The organism is Sulfitobacter sp. 1A10359 (assembly GCF_043558145.1).
Taxonomy (GTDB): domain Bacteria; phylum Pseudomonadota; class Alphaproteobacteria; order Rhodobacterales; family Rhodobacteraceae; genus Sulfitobacter; species Sulfitobacter faviae.
Map to the genome: position 1 here is coordinate 701288 of NZ_JBIFGB010000001.1, position 15818 is coordinate 717105.

General features: G+C 63.4%; 13 protein-coding genes. 9 read left to right on the forward strand and 4 right to left on the reverse strand.

All coding sequences use genetic code 11. From position 1 onward, the window contains the following. Window positions 1–32: 32 nt before the first annotated feature. From ACGYK2_RS03485 to ACGYK2_RS03510, 6 genes are all read left to right on the forward strand, one after another. Window positions 33–1049, forward strand: coding sequence for an MBL fold metallo-hydrolase (locus tag ACGYK2_RS03485; protein WP_271689639.1), 1017 nt, complete (start codon window positions 33–35; stop codon window positions 1047–1049). Then, on the forward strand, window positions 1046–1591 hold the full coding sequence (locus ACGYK2_RS03490; RefSeq protein ID WP_271689638.1) for a histidine phosphatase family protein: 546 nt from the start codon (window positions 1046–1048) through the stop codon (window positions 1589–1591). The genes ACGYK2_RS03485 and ACGYK2_RS03490 overlap by 4 nt, the downstream gene beginning before the upstream one ends. Next, a complete protein-coding gene (locus ACGYK2_RS03495; protein ID WP_271689637.1) occupies window positions 1588–2052 on the forward strand; it encodes an HAD family acid phosphatase in 465 nt (154 codons plus the stop codon). The genes ACGYK2_RS03490 and ACGYK2_RS03495 overlap by 4 nt, the downstream gene beginning before the upstream one ends. Before the next feature lie 320 nt (window positions 2053–2372). Continuing rightward, window positions 2373–3065 (forward strand): AraC family transcriptional regulator ligand-binding domain-containing protein, encoded by a 693-nt coding sequence (locus ACGYK2_RS03500; RefSeq protein WP_276154863.1) that lies wholly within the window; start codon window positions 2373–2375, stop codon window positions 3063–3065. Continuing rightward, window positions 3062–3412: a helix-turn-helix transcriptional regulator gene (locus tag ACGYK2_RS03505; RefSeq protein ID WP_394374199.1), complete on the forward strand. Its 351-nt coding sequence runs from the start codon at window positions 3062–3064 to the stop codon at window positions 3410–3412. The genes ACGYK2_RS03500 and ACGYK2_RS03505 overlap by 4 nt, the downstream gene beginning before the upstream one ends. A gap of 79 nt (window positions 3413–3491) precedes the next feature. Beyond that, the gene (locus ACGYK2_RS03510) at window positions 3492–4328 is read left to right on the forward strand and encodes an ATP-binding protein (protein ID WP_331619041.1); all 837 of its coding nucleotides are present in this window, start codon (window positions 3492–3494) and stop codon (window positions 4326–4328) included. Here the strand turns inward: ACGYK2_RS03510 and istB are convergent. From istB to ACGYK2_RS03530, 4 genes are all read right to left on the reverse strand, one after another. Further along, window positions 4289–5020 (reverse strand): IS21-like element helper ATPase IstB, encoded by a 732-nt coding sequence (istB, locus tag ACGYK2_RS03515; protein WP_271689634.1) that lies wholly within the window; start codon window positions 5018–5020, stop codon window positions 4289–4291. The genes ACGYK2_RS03510 and istB overlap by 40 nt on opposite strands. Beyond that, complete coding sequence (gene istA / locus ACGYK2_RS03520; protein WP_271689633.1) at window positions 5017–6579, reverse strand: IS21 family transposase; 1563 nt, start codon at window positions 6577–6579, stop codon at window positions 5017–5019. Before istA ends, istB begins: the two co-directional genes overlap by 4 nt. 10 nt (window positions 6580–6589) lie before the next feature. Next, window positions 6590–6814, reverse strand: a complete 225-nt coding sequence (locus ACGYK2_RS03525) for a hypothetical protein (RefSeq protein ID WP_394374200.1) — start codon at window positions 6812–6814, stop codon at window positions 6590–6592. Between the two features lie 839 nt (window positions 6815–7653). Further along, complete coding sequence (locus tag ACGYK2_RS03530; RefSeq protein ID WP_271689631.1) at window positions 7654–10533, reverse strand: response regulator; 2880 nt, start codon at window positions 10531–10533, stop codon at window positions 7654–7656. A gap of 372 nt (window positions 10534–10905) precedes the next feature. Between ACGYK2_RS03530 and ACGYK2_RS03535 the strand changes: the two genes are divergently transcribed. From ACGYK2_RS03535 to ACGYK2_RS03545, 3 genes are all read left to right on the forward strand, one after another. Next, a complete protein-coding gene (locus ACGYK2_RS03535) occupies window positions 10906–12036 on the forward strand; it encodes a DNA repair exonuclease (protein WP_271689630.1) in 1131 nt (376 codons plus the stop codon). Beyond that, window positions 12033–14633, forward strand: a complete 2601-nt coding sequence (locus ACGYK2_RS03540) for a chromosome segregation protein SMC (RefSeq protein ID WP_271689629.1) — start codon at window positions 12033–12035, stop codon at window positions 14631–14633. The genes ACGYK2_RS03535 and ACGYK2_RS03540 overlap by 4 nt, the downstream gene beginning before the upstream one ends. Before the next feature lie 72 nt (window positions 14634–14705). Next, window positions 14706–15812 (forward strand): AI-2E family transporter, encoded by a 1107-nt coding sequence (locus ACGYK2_RS03545; RefSeq protein ID WP_271689628.1) that lies wholly within the window; start codon window positions 14706–14708, stop codon window positions 15810–15812. Window positions 15813–15818: the final 6 nt, after the last annotated feature.

Consider the following 15818-nt stretch of genomic DNA (forward strand, 5'->3'; position numbering starts at 1 on the left):
TTTCCGGCATCGGGGACAAAGGCCCCGCGTGCATGCAATTGACCGTGGATAATCGGATATGGCTGCTTGATTGCGGTTTCGGCCCTGAGGCCAACGCGCATTTCGATCCCGCGTGGCTTGAAGGGGCCGAGGCGGTGTTCATCACCCATGATCACATCGACCATATCGGCGGCGCGTCGCATGCGGTTGAAGCGGGTCTGCCCATCTATGCCACGGCGCAAACGGCCAAAGCCCTGCCGCCCGCGGCCAATGTGCATCTGCTGCCCGAACAGGGTCAGACGGCGATCAACGGCGTGACCCTCACCACCGGGCGCAATGGCCATGCGATGGGCGGCGTCTGGTTCCACTTCGATCTGGGCGAAGGGCTGTTCTATTCTGGCGACTGGTCGGAGGAATCCGACTGGTTCACTTTTGATGCGCCACCCCCTGCGGCGACCGCGATTTTGGACTGCTCTTATCACCTTGATGATGTGCCACAGTCGGATCGGTTCGACGCGCTGAATGCCTTACTCGACAGGGTCGACGGTCAAGTGCTTTTGCCCGTCCCCCCCTCTGGCCGCGCGGGCGAGATGGCGCTGCATCTTGTGCGGCGCTACGGCTGCGAAAGCGTGATGTTGGACCCTGAATGCCAAGATACGCTGCGCGCTGCACTCAGCAGCGGTGGCGTCAGTGCCGAGGCCCGCCTCATCGCCCCGCTGTTGGACCGCGGCCCGATGGAGCAGGCGCGGTTCTTGATCTGCGACACACCCAACGCCGACGGCGGTGCCGCTTGGGGCTATGTGCGGGCTTGGCATGAAAGCGGGCGTCTGGGGCGTGACGCGCATGTCGTGTTCACAGGCCATATGACGGCACACGCACGGGGCATCTGCAGCGTCCCGGGCGGATATTTTCAGCGTTGGAACGTCCACCCACCGCTGCGCGATCAGCGCAAGATGCTGGAACGCCTGGGTGCAAAACGCTTTGCGCCCGCGTTTTGCACCCAGCCCGAAGATTACCTCGTCGAAGGGCTCGACGCCGAGGTATTCTTTCACGATCGGGTGCGCCTATGACCGCCGCAGCTTTGCCATCGCGCAGCTTTTGCCTGATCCGCCACGGCGAGACGACCGCCAATGCAGACGAGATCATCGCCGGGGTAACCGATGTGCCGCTGACCGAGGCGGGCCGCGATCAGGCCTGCTTGCTATCACAAAGAATATGGCCAGAACCGATTGCGATCTACGCCAGTCCGATGTCACGGGCGCAGGATACGGCGCGGCTCGCCTTTCCGGGTCAGCGAATTGAGTTGCACGACGGGTTGCGTGAGCGAGACTGGGGCGTCTTCGAAGGGCGACCGCTGAGCGATCAGCCCCTCAGGGAAGCCACTCCGGACCGAGGCGAAAGCTGGCACGATATGCTCAAGCGGGTACAGATCGCGATAAGGGGGATTTGCGCAGCGTCTCCGACGGCCTTGCCGGTCCTTGTATGTCACTCCGGTGTCATTCGCGCCGCACGCGTGCTCTGGACGACGGGTGATGTTGGCCAACGTCCGCCCAATGCGACACCCCTCTTATTCGAAATCGCCGAGAATAAACTACTGGAGCAAACCCTATGACCCAAACCGCAGCGACCCCATGTGTGGTTTTCGATGTCGACGGCACCCTTGCTGAGTTCGACGCAGAGCGTCTGGGCCATCTTGTGCATGGCGTGGAAAAGCACTGGGGTGACTTCCACCTCGCAATGGCAGATGCCGCACTGATTGGCCCGGTCGCAAAGTTGATGCGACGGTTAAAAGAAAGCGGTGAAACCATTCTAATTTGCTCCGGACGGCCAAAGGGCTGGGCTGAACATACGATTGCATGGCTGCGCAAACACGATCTGCCTTTCGACGGGATATACCTGCGCGCCGAAGATCAGGATGAAGCCACCGATCCCGAAGTGAAACGACGCGCATTGAAAGAAATGCAGGCGGATGGCTTCAAGCCTTGGTTGGTGATCGATGATCGTAGCTCTGTGGTCGAGGCATGGCGCGCTGAAGGATTGATATGTCTGCAATGCGCTCCGGGGGACTTTTAGAGTTAGGTCAAAAGACGCTACTCAATTGGCCTTCGTTTTCAACGGACTTCGAGTAGGTTCTTGCAATTTGGTCGACACTAGAGCGAGACCTGCTGAATGACCTGTCGCTATGCTAATGCTCTTGCTTGACGCAACGAACGATTGCTGTCTGACCATCAGGTGCATTGGCGCTTTACGGCCCAATCCGGCCCTTGCCGATGTAGTCAAGCGATGTGTTGCAGCTTCACCAGACCGGCCATTCGTCTATGGTGCAGCACTTTCTGATGGTCGGGGGCGGGCGTGATCGAACGAGCCCATCGGACATCCGCATAGCGTCGAGCTTGGCCGATCCCGACCCGCGCCGTAGACTGCCGCGCATGGGATATGTGACGTCACTCTTTGCTCGCAAGATTGTCGCCGCGGCAGGCGATGGCATCGACGCCAGTGAGATGCTGTCCTCGGTCGGGATCGACCCGGAGAGCGCTTGGGACACCGGGCAGATGATCCCGGCCGAACGCTACTACAACATGCTTGAGCGCATGGCCGCGCAGATCGATGTCACCGATCTGCCCATGCGCGCCAGCGCGTCCATGCGGCTCGACGAATACGGCGCGCTGTGGCCCGCCTTCAAGGCGGCGACAACGCTCGGCGCATCCTACGCGCGGATCGAGCGCTATGCCCGGCTCTGGACCAGCATGGTCGAGTATGAACTGCGCCAGGCGAAGGGCGGCACGCTCTTCATCCTGCACCGGGCGGGCGACAGACGCCTTGGGATGCGGCTGTCGAACGAAGCAACGCTTGCGAGCGCCGTGTCGATCGCCCGGCAGGTCAGCCCGGAGCCGGTCTTGCCCGAGATAGTGCTGGTGCGACATGCCGCCCGCAATCCGTCGCCGCGCACGAGAATTGGTTCGGCTGCCCGGTCCGGTTCGGCGCGGATCTCGACGCGATCCTCTACGCAAACGAAACGCTGGATCGGTCGAACGTCCTCGGTGACGAGGGGATCTCTCGCTATCTCATTTCGCATCTCGATGTGAAGCTATCCCGGATTTCGAACGCGCCCGATCTGGTGAGCCGCTCGAAGGATGCCATCGCCCAGGCGCTGAGCGAGGGCACACCGAAGATGGCCGAGATCGCGCGGGGTCTTTGCTTTTCCGCGCGCTCCTTCCAGCGCCGCCTCTCCGAGCACGGGATGAGCTACCACGCCCTGACCGACGAGACGCGGCGCGATCTAGCCGAAGGGCTCCTACGGGACGAGCGCCATTCGCTGGCAGAGATCGCCTTTCTGACGGGCTTTTCCGAGCAGAGCGCCTTCACCCGCGCCTTCAAGCGCTGGATGGGGACGACGCCGGCGAGCTACCGCAAGGATCGCCTTCTACCCTGAGCCGCTCTTGGCGCTGCTGCTCTTCGGGCTGACGGCGCTGCCCCAGGCCCAGCCCGTATGACGAGAAGTGGAAGACAATATGGCCGATCAACCGACCCTGCGCCTGCTCTGCGGCTGGATCGCCTCAGGCAAGTCCACGCTGGCGACTGAGCTTGGTCACGGTCCAAGGACGGTGGTGATCCGCGAAGACGACTGGCTCCAGGCGCTCTACGGTGCGGAGTTAACGTCGATGCGCAACTACATTCGCAGGGCCGGCCAGGTTCGCGCGGTCGTCGGGCCGCATGTCACGGACCTGCTGACAGTGGGTGTCTCAGTGGTCCTCGACTTCCAGGCGAACACCGTCGAGGCGCGAGGCTGGCTGCGCGGCCTCTTCATGGGGACGAATGCCGCGCATGTGCTTCACCTGCTCGATGTGCCGGAAGAGGTCTGCCTCGAGCGGCTCAGTGCGCGGAACAAGGAGGGCCTGCATCCCTTCGCTGTGACCGAGGACCAGTTCCGGCAGGTCTCGCGCCATTTCGTCCCACCAGCGCCGGAAGAGGGTTTCGTGATCGAGGTCCATTTTCGTAATCGAGGTCCATCCGGCCCCGGCCCGGTAAGCGTCCGGGGCCAGTGCCCCAAGGGTCAGGCGGCGACCCGCTTGCCGAGCGTTTCCCGGCGGACCCGCAGGAGCGCTACGCTGACGGCCACGAACCAGGCGATGGCGCCAAGACCGAAGACGGCACCAATAATATCGCCAAGCGGCGGCAGGATGGTCAATGAGCGTTCAAAACTGACCCTGGTTCAGCGTTTGATTTTGACCCGCCTATCGGATGGCAAGCCCCCAGGCGGGCCGCCCTCATATAGCGAGTCCGTCTGGGGGCTTTGCTTGCGGCATGTTTATTTTTCTGTGCGACTTTTGCTCTGTGCGAAGCGGTAGGATCTATTACCGGTCTCGATGATGGCGCAGTGGTGCGTGACGCGATCCAACAGCGCGGTTGTCATTTTGGCATCGCCGAAGACAGCGACCCATTCCCCGAACTCCAGGTTGGTGGTGATGATGACGCTGGTTTTTTCGTAGAGCTTGCTGATCAGGTGGAACAGCAGTGCGCCGCCGGATTTCGGGAACGGGATATAGCCCAACTCGTCGATGATAACGCAATCCAGGGCCGACAGTTGCCGGATGACCTTCCCGGCATTGCCATCGGCCTGCTCCTTGATCAGGGCATTGATCAGATCGACCGCGTTTAAGAAGCGAGCCTTCTTGCCATTGTTGATCAAGGCGGTTCCAAGCGCGATGGCGATATGGGTTTTTCCCGTCCCGGTTCCGCCCACCAGGATGAGGTTGTGTGCCTCTTCGGTGAACTGGCCCGAGCAGAACGGTTCGATCTGGGTCTGAGTGACGGCGGCCGCACCGTAATCGAAGGTGGCGAAGTCCTTGTGATGGGGGAACTTCGCGATGCGCATTTGATACTGGATGGAGCGCACCCGCCGCTCTACAGTCTCCGCGTCGATCAGTTGCTTTATCGCTGTGGTCAGACTTGGTGGCTTGCGCGCGGACAGCAAATCATGGGCGCAAGCTGCCATTCCGTGCAGCCTCAGGGCGGTGAGTTGGTCGATGAGGGCATTCATGCCGCGACCGCCCCGGCTGCACACAGCGTCTCATAGCGCTTGCAATCGGCCTCGGGCCGAAGGGTCAGCTGCGGATAGGTATAGGCGTCGCTGAGCGGCGTGATGACCGGCTCCACCAACTGGTTGATCAGATTGATGATGGCGGGCGGGCGCAGCGTGCTTTGTTCCACTGCCAATTCGCAAGCCGTCTCAACCACCTCGATCCCGTGATCCTGGGCCAGAAGAAGCAGATCGACAAACTCCCGATCCCCACCTTTGCCGACCATGTAGCGCTCCCTGATCCGATGCATGGCATCGGGCAGTTGCCAGTCCACGAAGGGTGCCCCGTTGCGCAAGGCACCTGGCTTGCGATCCAGCAGCGGCACGTAATGCCACGGCTCAAAGTAGCTGACGTTGCGGGTGAAACGACGCTTGTGCTCGGCGATGACATCCTGGCCCGACACCAGCACGATCCGGCCTGCATAGGCGCGCAGCGACACATGTTGCCCCGCGAATCGGGACGGCACGCTGTAGCGATTGCTGGCATATTGAACTAGGCAGGTGGAGCGAACCCGAACGGTCTTTTCCACGTATCCGTCAAATGCCCGCCCCAGGGGGCGCAGATCGGCGCGTTCGTCTTCGAACAACTGTGCAATCGTGCGATCCGATTGCTCGGGATGGAGCCGGTTTGCCAATTCCTCACAGCGTAGCCGCAACCAATTGTTCAGCGCATCCAGATCATTAAAGGCTGGCATGGGAACAAACAAACGGCCTCGTAAAAACTGGACCTGGTTCTCGACCTGACCCTTCTCCCAACCCGACGCGGGGGTGCAGGCCACCGGCTCCATGACATAGTGGTTCATCAACGCTAGGAACCGCGGATGGAACACTCGGTCCTTCGAGCGTGAGACATAGGTCACCATCGTTTTGGGATTGTCGATGATCACCCGACGCGGAACCCCGCTGTAAAAGGACAGCGCCCGCACAAAGGCATCCAGCACCATTTCCTGGCTCTCGCCGGGATAGGCGGCGACAAAGGGCTTGCGGCTGTGGCAAAGCCGGAAGTGGGCAACCTTCACCTTCTGCTCGACACCGCCCAGGACAACCCGTTCCTCGCTCCAGTCAAATTGCAGCGCGTCACCTGCCGCAAAATGCAGCGGGATAAAAGCCTCGCCCGAACTGGCACCGGCCCGCTTCAGATCGCGGACAAATCGCTGAACCGGCGAATAGGAACCGGTATACCCTTCCGACACAAGCTGCTCATAAAGCCGCACAGCCGTCCGCCGCTCCCAGCGCGGCCGCTTCTGATCCTGATCGAACAGATCTTGAAGCCGAAGATCAAACCCGTTGCACAGTTTGTGGCGAACCGGCGGGACCTGGCGCTGGTAGCTCGGCGGGCTCTCATCCTTCAGATACTTCTTGATCGTGTTGCGCGATAATCCCGTCGCCCGCGCAACAGACCGGATGCTGCGCCCTTCAACCAGCACCCACAGACGGATCTTCGATACACTTTCCATCAATAACACCTGCTCTTTCCTCCGCACTTCCTGTGCGGATGTTAACGAAAACAGGTGGGTCAATTTTACTCGCTCATAACCCACCTAAGTGGGTCAATTTCGCATGCCAATTCACATTCTCTGGATCATGCGCGTTGTCTGTCAGGGCCTGGGAATCCGCCAGCAGAAGGAATTGTTCATCGCTGTCCTGGTAGCGCAGCCGGTTTGAAAGTGAGCCTGCATAGTGCCCGATGTGAAGTGGCCCCGTCGTGCGATCGCCTGTCAGGATGGTTGGTCTGTTCATTTTGCGTGTTCTCATGAATTGAGAGGCAGCGCGTCGGGAAGCTTGGAAAACAAAAGGCCGCCCGTGCGGCGGCCTCGGAATAGGTTTAGTGATCCGGCCACCCTATCAGGAGGCCAGCCACCAAATCATTGCGATGGTCGTAGTGTTTTCCATATGACGGCAGATATCGTCGACACGATCATGCGTCAATCGAATGGTAGAAAGAGTTTGATCAAACGTTTCGCTGCAGAAGTAATGAAAGTCCGCTCAGTCCTGTGAGCCGGCGTTAACGCAGCGCGCAGCGAATGACGGATTTCTGCCCTCTATCCCCAAGTTCTCACATCCGCAGAGAAAACAGAGCGCCTGCAGCGAACGGCAGAACGGTTCCACTCAACTATTCCAACCAGAGTATCGCCGATGCGTAGGTGAGCAAAACCGCACAGGCCGCGCCGGCGCAGAAAAATGTTGCGCGCATCGCGATTTCCCGGCCGAGTTCCTGCTCTAAGCCTCAGACGAGCCTCCCCCAGCCATTGCCCTCGACGGCATCGAGCCCCATCCGGTGCGGCGATCAATTTTGGAAACTAAGCTCAAACCTTTGAGCGCCCAACTCTGCTACTAAAGCGCTAAAAACCTCGGAAATGGCCTGTAAGCTACTGAAGCAAAACGAGAAAAAGAATGTACTACCGATCCATCATGGGTGCCACGCTCAGGCGCGCGGCGCGGTAAACCTCGGCGTGGGTGAGTTTTTGGTCGCGCATGCGGCGGGCGCCGTCTTTGGGTCACGGCCTTCTGCATGGCTTTGCGGGGGGTGGCGCAAGCTGTTCTTATGCCGCTGCCGCCCCCGCGCGGGATATCGCGAAGGGCGGCTGGCCGCGTCACACCGCCGTCGCCGTTTCCGTCTGTGCCAGAATGCCCAAACGCGTGAAAACCCGTTCGAGGTCGCGGTCACCGAAAGGTTTCTGCACAACGGCGCAGCGGCCCAGAGCCTCGGCAGCGGGCACTTCCGCTTGGCCGGTGGCAAAGATGATCGGCATATCGGGATGCGTTGCCCGGACCCGGGTCGCCACCTCTTCGCCTGAGATATCTGGCAGGCCCACGTCGATCAGCAACACGTCGTACGCGCCAGCTTGCAGCCTGTCCAAGGTTTCCTGCCCCGACGCGGTTTCCGTGACTTCGGTGCCAAGCCCGCTGAGGATATCCGCCAGATCGAGCCGGATGAGCGCGTCGTCTTCGCACAGCAGCACATGACGGGGCCGGTCGGGCAGCTCCTGCGCCGGGGTCTCGGTCTTGGTCGAGGTGACCGGGGCCGAAGACAGCGCATCGCGCACCTTGATCGCCAAAGCGTCTTTGGTGAAGGGTTTGGCAAGGAACTGCACCCCGGCGTCGACCCGGCCATCGCGTACGATCGCATCGCGCGAATAGCCGGAGATAAAGAGGATCGGCAGATCGGGCCGCTCGGCCTGAAGGGTTTCAGCCATCTCGCGGCTGCTGAACTTGCCGGGCATGACGACATCCGATATAACAAGGTCGAAGTCCGGCGCTTGCCGCGCTGATTTGAGCGCCGCGGTGGGGTTTTCTGCGGTGCGCACGCTATAGCCCAAGTCTGTCAGCAAGGCGGCGGTGGCGTCGCGCACCTCGGCGTCGTCTTCGACGAGCAGCACGGTCTCACTCCCGCCTGCGATCTCCGATGGGTCATGCCACTGCAAAGGCTCCGCCGCCGTCTCGGCCCGTGGCAACAGCAACGTCACCGTCGTGCCCGCGCCGGGACGGCTGGCGATGGTCACTCGACCGCCCGATTGCCGCGCGAAGCCATAGACGGTGGATAGGCCCAGCCCAGTGCCCTTGCCCACGGGTTTGGTGGTAAAGAAAGGGTCAAAGACCTTGGCCAGCGTCTCGGCAGGGATGCCGGGCCCGTGGTCGCTGATTTTGACCTCGACGTAGTCGCCCGCCACCATGTCAGGCTCACCAAAAAGTTCCTCGGGGCCGACGTGCCGGTTTTCGACAGCGATCCTCAGCTTGCCGCGCCCCTCCATCGCGTCGCGCGAATTGATCACAAGGTTCAGCACCGCGTTCTGGGTGCTGGCGGCATCGGCATAGGCGGGCCAGAGGGCCTCGGGCGTGTCGATCTGGACCTCCATCCCCTCGCCCAAGGCGCTGCGCATGATGTCGTCGATATCCCGCAGCAGATCGCGCAGGTCGATCGAGCGGGGCTGCAACGGTTGGCGGCGGCTGAAGGCGAGCAGTTGCGAAGAGAGCGAGGCACCGCGCTCCACCGCGCGCATCGCCGCATCGATCCGCACCCGCGCAGGCGAATCTGGGGCGATCTCGCGCGCGGCCATGGTCAGACTGCCGGTCATCACCTGCAACAAATTGTTGAAGTCATGGGCGATGCCCCCGGCAAGATTGCCCACCGCCTCGACCCGCTGGCTCTGCGCCAATCGGTCATGCAACTCTTCCAGCTCGCGGTTGCGTTTCTCGACACGCTCTTCCAACGTCGTGTTCAGATCGGCCAACTGGCGCGACAGTTCTTTTTGTTCGTGAATGTCGGAATTCGTGCCGACCCACCGCATCAAAGCGCCTTGGTCGTCCCGGATTGGTGCGCCGCGCACCAGATGCCAGCAATAGGCCCCATCGGCCCGCCGCAGACGAAACTCGGTCGCATAGACCGTACCGGTCTCCACCGCATGGGCCCAAGTCGCGATCGCCTCCGCGCGGTCATCGGGGTGAATGATCGTCGGCCAAGCGTCGCCCACCAGACTGCCCGGTTCCGCGCCCGAAAAGGCGTAGACCTGATCGCTGATCCAATCGAGACGCCCATCGGCGGTGGCGGTCCAGACATGAACCGGCATGGTATGGGCCATGGTGCGGAACCGTTCCTCGGCCTCGCGCAGCCGGGTTTCGGCAAGCTTATGGGCGGTCACGTCATTGCCTTGGATCATGATGCCGATGGTCTCGCCATGGACGTTGTCGAGCGGTTGGAACACGAAATCCACCACGACACGTTCCGCCGGACCCTCGGCGCTGCGGCGCACCCATGCCTCGGCCCCATGTTGGCTGACGGCCTCTCCGGTCCGGTAAACCTCGTCGAGCATTTCGAAGAAGCCTTGGCCCGCGATCTCGGGCAGCGCCTCGCGGACGGGTTTGCCGATGAGATCCCTTTGGCCCACCAGTTGCATATAGGCGGCGTTGACCGTGCGGAAGACGTGGTTCGGCCCCATGAGGGTGACCATGAAGTTCGGTGCCTGTTCGAAGATCATCTTGAAAAGATTGATCCCGGTATCAAGCTCAAGGTTCTGCTGGGTCACCTGATGGGCGCGGCGCAGCACGGCGGCTTGAGCCGGGTTTGGGCGCGCGTCATCTGGCGTTTCGGCGGCGTATATCTCGGTGATGTCCTGCGTGTGCTGCAGAAGGAACTCGACCTCCCCCTCCGGGCTCAAGATCGGCGTATGGGTCGCACTCCAATAGCGGTCTTCGGTCGTGCCGTCGGCCGTGTCGATCGGATAAGGAATGACCGGCAGGTGATCGGTGGTGCCGTCGCGAAACACCCGCTCGAAAGACGCCCGCAACATCCGCCCCGACTCGCTTTCGGGGTCCGAGGGGAACTCTTCGAACAGGACTTTCCCGATAAGCCGTTCCAACTGGCGGTCCGTGACCTGCAGATAGGCGTCATTGGCCCAGACCACCCGAAGCTCACTGTCCAACAATACAAAAGGCGACGGCGCAGCTTGGAGGATTCTTTCAAAGTGGTGGTTCATCTTGGGGGTCTTCTATCCAATGGAAAGTGCTGATCGACAGGCCGAAGGGCGCGAGGACGCCCGCAGCTGACAAGCGGTGCCCGCCACGCGGGGGCGGATTTAGAATGCGGGTCTACATGTTATCCTATCTCGGAACTGTCGGGTTTGGGCAATGGCGCCGCTGCGTTTTAAACGCGTTTCGGGCATAGTTAGCGCGCAATCTGCCGGGGGCCAGAAATTCACGCATATTTTGCATGGCCTTGCACTCCGCGCTGAGTTTGCGATGAATGGGGTGGCAGCGATGGGCCGCCCCGGCTGGCCGCGCAGCCGATCGACCATTGCCCTCTGCCTATTGAACCCCCGCCCTTTGCCAAAGCCATTCAGGACCCCCGCATGACATTCCGCTTCATCCACGCGTCCGACCTGCATATCGGGCGCAAATTCGCGAATATTCCGCAAGCGCCTGACGGCAATATCCGGGGGCGTCTGATGGAAGCGCGGCATGGCGCCATTGCCAAACTGGCTCAGGCCGCGCGGGAACACGGGGCGGCGCATGTGCTCTTGGCGGGCGATACATTCGACACCGCGACGCCCTCGGCCAGCGTGCTGCGGCAGGCGCTCACCGCCATGGGCGAGGCGGTGGAGGTGACGTGGTGGCTCCTGCCCGGCAACCACGACAACCTGCGCGATGCCGAACCCCTGTGGGAGGTCATCGCCCGCGATGCGCCGCCCAATCTGCGCGCCCTCACCGAAGCCGCCCCGATCGAAATGGCCGAGGGTGTCAGCCTCCTGCCCTGCCCCATCGCCTTTCGCGCGGGCGCCAGTGACCCAAGCGCCCCGCTGGACCGCATGCACAGCCCCGAAGGCCATATGCGCATCGGCCTTGCCCATGGCGGGGTGACCGATTTTACTGACAGCGGAGAGGCCATCGCGCCGGACCGGGACCAGCGCGCGCGGCTCGACTACCTCGCCCTTGGCGATTGGCACGGGCGGATGGCCGTCTCTGACCGGGTGCACTACTGCGGCACGCCCGAGCAGGACCGGTTCAAACACGGGCGCCGTGGCGTCTGCCTTGCGGTCGAGCTCGCAGGCTCCGGCGCGCGGCCCAAGGTCGAAGAGGCCGAGATCGGCAGTTTCCTGTGGTCTGAGGCCGAGGTCACGCTGCATCCCCGGCAAGATGTCGCGGCGGCCTTGCAGGCGCTCTTGCCCGAGGCAGGGCGCAGGGACCACCTCTTGCGCGTCAAGGCGGGGGGCTGGGCAAGCCTTCCCGATCGCGCAGCCCTTGCCCACGCGGCCCAAGCCTGCGCGCCCGATTTAGCCCATTTCGAATTGCTGACTGAGGGGCTGGGCACGCAGTATGAGGCCGCGGACCTTGATGAGATCGACCGCGGCGGCGCGCTGCGTATGGCGGCGGAAACCTTGGTGAGCGAGGCGCAGTCCGAGACCCTTCCTCAATCCGACCGTGACGTGGCCGCCGATGCGCTCGCCCGGCTTCATGCCTATGTGCAGGGGGCGAAAACATGAAAATCCGCGCCATCACCCTCAACAACGTCCGCCGTTTCACCGACCCCGCGCAGGTCACCGGGATCGGCGATGGGATCAACGTGCTGAGCGAGCCGAATGAACACGGCAAATCCACCCTCTTCGATGCGATACAAGCGCTGTTCTTCAAACCCTTCGGTTCGCGCGACAAAGAGGTATCGGCCCTGCGCCCCCATGCGGGCGGCGCGCCCGAGGTCACCATCGAGGTCGAGACCGAGGCGGGCAGTTTTGCCTTGCACAAACGCTGGTTTCAAAAGCCCCTCGCCACCGTGCACCGCGAGGGCAAGCTGATCGCGCAGGCGGATGAGGCCGAAGCATGGATCGCGCAGCTTTTGGGCGGCGATGCGGGCGGCCCCTCGGGCCTGATCTGGGTGCGGCAGGGGATGACCGCGCTGACCGGCGGCTCGACCAAGGAAGAGAAACTGGCGCTGGAGGCGCGGCGCGATCTGATGACCTCGGTCGGGGCCGAGGTGGAGGCGATGACCGGCGGGCGGCGCATGGACAAGGCGCTGGCGCAATGCCGCGAGGAGCTTGCCCAATACGCCACCAGCACCGGACGCCCCCGCACCGGCGGGCCGTGGAAAGAGGCGCAGGATCAGGTCGAGGCGCTGATGGCCACCCGCGATCAATTGGCCGCGACCGCACGCGCGTTGCAAGACGCTTTGGCCGAACGCCAGCGCGCGCGGCGCGCCTTGGCCGAGCTTGAAGCGCCCGAGGTCGTCGCCGAACGGCGCGAGAAACTGGAAGCCGCCCGCGCCGCCCATGCCGCCGCGACCCGCCACGCGGAAGAGATGGAAGCGCTGAGCCGGGCCGTGGAACTGGCCCGTCTCAACGCCGAAAGCGCCACTTCGCGTCTCGACAGCTACCGCGCGGGAGAGGCCGAGCAAAAGGCCGCCGGCCGCGCCGAGGCCGCAGCACGCGAAGCGGCGGAAGCGGCCCGCGCCGCCCTGTCAGACCGCCGCGCCACGTTGGAGGCCGCAGAGGCCGCCGCCTCGGAGGCCCGAACGGCGCTCAAGACCGCCGAGGATGACCACCGCTACGCCCTCCGCGCCCGTGCGGCCAGCGATGGTGCTGACCGACGCCAAGCGCTCGAAGAACGTATCAAAGAGGCCGAAGACGCCCGCCGACGGATGGAGAGCGCAGCTGCCGCCGCCGAATCCGGCCCAGACGCCGCGGCGCTGCAACGGTTGGAAAGGCTATCCGCCGAACTCTCTGCCAGCCGCGCCGCCCGCGATGCCGCGGCCCCGCAGGTGACAGTCCGCTACGCCCCCAATCAATCGGGCGCCATCCACGGCGATGACGGCCCCTTGGCCGATGGCGCCCCCCTGCCCCTGCCACGCCGCACCACCCTGCGGATCGACGGGATCGGCGATCTGGAGATCGAGCCGGGCGCGGGCGGCGGTGAGGACGGCTCGGTCGACGCCGCCGTGACCCGGTTGCAAACCGCCCTTGACGAGATCGGCGCGGCCGATCTGCCGCAGGCCCGCACCGCCGGGGCTGCCCGTGCCGAGGCCGCCGCGCGGCAGGGAGAGGCGAAAGCTGTGCTGGCCAGCCTCGCCCCCGATGGGATCGACGCGCTGCACCAAGCCCTCGCCGCCATTCCTGCGCCGGAAGAGGTCTCGGGCGCGCCGGATCTCGCGCAGGCCGAAGACGCGCTGCAAACCGCGCAGACCGTACATGAGCGCTGCCGCATCGCGCGTGAGACCGCCGCCGAGGCGCTAGCCGATGCCAAGGCCGATGCCGCGGGCAAAGAGGCGCAGCTTGCCTCGCTCAGCGACCGGCTGCAGCGCGCCGAGGCACAGCAGGCCAAGCTGGGCAATGTCACAGAAAAAGACCTCGCCGCCCAAACCGTCACCACCGCTGCCGCGCTGGAGGCCGCCCGCCTCGCCCATGCAGAGAAGGCCAAAGACGCGCCGGATGCGGCCAGCCTTCAAGCCGCGCTCACCCGCGCGGAATCGGTCGAGGCGCAGGCCCGAGAAGAGATCGCCCGCCTGCACCCCCTGCTCGCCCGGCTGAGCGAACGCATCACCCGCGCCTCTGGCGACGCGATGGAGGAACGGCTGGCCGAGACCGAAGACCAATTGCAAGCCGCCGAAGCGGCCCTTGCCCGGATCGCCCATGAGGTCGCGGTGCTGACCCGGCTGCAAGAGGCTTTGCAGGATGCAAGGAACGAGGCGCGAGAGCGCTATTTCACCCCCATCGTCAAGGAACTGAAACCGCTGCTGCAACTGCTTTGGCCCGATGCGGAACTGACATGGGGCGAGGAATCGCTCCTGCCCCATGCGCTGATCCGCGAGGGCCGGGAAGAGCCGATCGAGGTGCTTTCGGGCGGCACGCAGGAACAGGTGGCCCTGCTGGTGCGGCTGGCCTTCGCGCGGATGCTCGCCCGGGCGGGGCGTATCGCGCCGGTAATCTTGGACGACGCGCTGGTCTTTACCGATGACGACCGGATCGAGCGGATGTTCGACGCGCTGCACCGGCAGGCAGGGGATATGCAAATCATCGTCCTGACCTGCCGCCAACGCGCCTTTCGCGCCCTTGGCGGGCAGGCTTTGCGTCTGCAAGCGGTGCCCCCCTAGCGCCGAATGAACTTTTCCCCCCGTTCGGCGTTAGCCTCCTGACGTATGCGCAGGGCATCTGGGGGGAAGACATTGAACGATATCGCCGCGATCAGACGGCTGCTGGAGGTGCTGGTTCTGATCGCCCTCTTCGTGACGGCCTATTTTGCCAAGGACCTGCTGCTGCCGATCCTGCTGGGCTTCCTCCTTGCGCTGACGCTCAGCCCGCTGATCCGCTCTTTCGAGAAATTCGGCATCTCCGCCCCATTGGGTGCCGTGCTGCTGATTGGCTGTGTCGGACTGATCATCTTTGTGCTGGCTGGCCTGTCGGCGGGCACCGTGGCGACTTGGTCTGACGAAATTCCCACCATGGGCAATGAGATACGGCGCAAGCTGCAGGGCTGGGCGCAGACGGTCGAGGATGTCCGCTCGGCCACTGAACAGGTCGAACAGATCGGCACCGAGAATGGCAGCGGGAGGCCCGAAGAGGTGGTGGTCAAACAGCCCGGCTTGCTGGACAACGCTATGAATACCGGCGCGCGGATCGGGGGCACCGTGGCGGTGGCTTTGGTCTTGGCGCTGTTTCTGCTGGCCTCGGGCGATCTGTTCTACCTCAAACTCGTGCAGTCCTTTCAGACCTTCACCGGCAAGAAACGCGCCTTGAAAGCGGTCTATGACGTGGAGCGCCGCGTGTCGCGCTACCTGCTGACCATCACCATCATCAACGCAGGCCTGGGCATCTCGGTGGGGCTCTACCTCTTCGCGCTTGGGCTGCCCGTGCCTTACGTCTGGGGCTTGGCGGCGTTCTTGCTGAACTTCCTGCCCTATATCGGCGGGGTGATCGGTGCGGTGCTGGTGGGGGCCTATGCCATCGCGACCTTCGACAGTGTCGGCTATGCCATCCTTGCCCCGCTTGGCTATCAGATCCTCACCGGGATCGAGGGGCAGTTCATCACCCCCTACCTCGTCGGGCGGCGGTTGGAGTTGAACACGGTGGCCGTGTTCCTCACCGTGGTCTTTTGGGGCTGGCTTTGGGGGATCGCGGGCGCGCTGGTGGCGGTGCCCTTCCTCGTGGTTTTCAAGGTGATCTGCGAGAACGTGACCGCACTCAACATGATCGGGCATTTTCTGGACAAATCCGCTCCCGATGTGGCGGCAACCGCGGCGGATGAACCCGCCGCGGAAAAGCGCGGTGGCTAGGGCCGC

Coding starts and splice junctions, on each gene's coding strand:
- ACGYK2_RS03495 (WP_271689637.1), top strand. CDS start 1,588: ATGACCCAAACCGCAGCGACCCCATGTGTGGTTTTCGATGTCGACGGC.
- ACGYK2_RS03535 (WP_271689630.1), top strand. CDS start 10,906: ATGACATTCCGCTTCATCCACGCGTCCGACCTGCATATCGGGCGCAAA.
- ACGYK2_RS03490 (WP_271689638.1), top strand. CDS start 1,046: ATGACCGCCGCAGCTTTGCCATCGCGCAGCTTTTGCCTGATCCGCCAC.
- istB (WP_271689634.1), bottom strand. CDS start 5,020: ATGAATGCCCTCATCGACCAACTCACCGCCCTGAGGCTGCACGGAATG.
- ACGYK2_RS03525 (WP_394374200.1), bottom strand. CDS start 6,814: ATGAGAACACGCAAAATGAACAGACCAACCATCCTGACAGGCGATCGC.
- ACGYK2_RS03530 (WP_271689631.1), bottom strand. CDS start 10,533: ATGAACCACCACTTTGAAAGAATCCTCCAAGCTGCGCCGTCGCCTTTT.
- ACGYK2_RS03485 (WP_271689639.1), top strand. CDS start 33: ATGCAATTGACCGTGGATAATCGGATATGGCTGCTTGATTGCGGTTTC.
- ACGYK2_RS03510 (WP_331619041.1), top strand. CDS start 3,492: ATGGCCGATCAACCGACCCTGCGCCTGCTCTGCGGCTGGATCGCCTCA.
- ACGYK2_RS03540 (WP_271689629.1), top strand. CDS start 12,033: ATGAAAATCCGCGCCATCACCCTCAACAACGTCCGCCGTTTCACCGAC.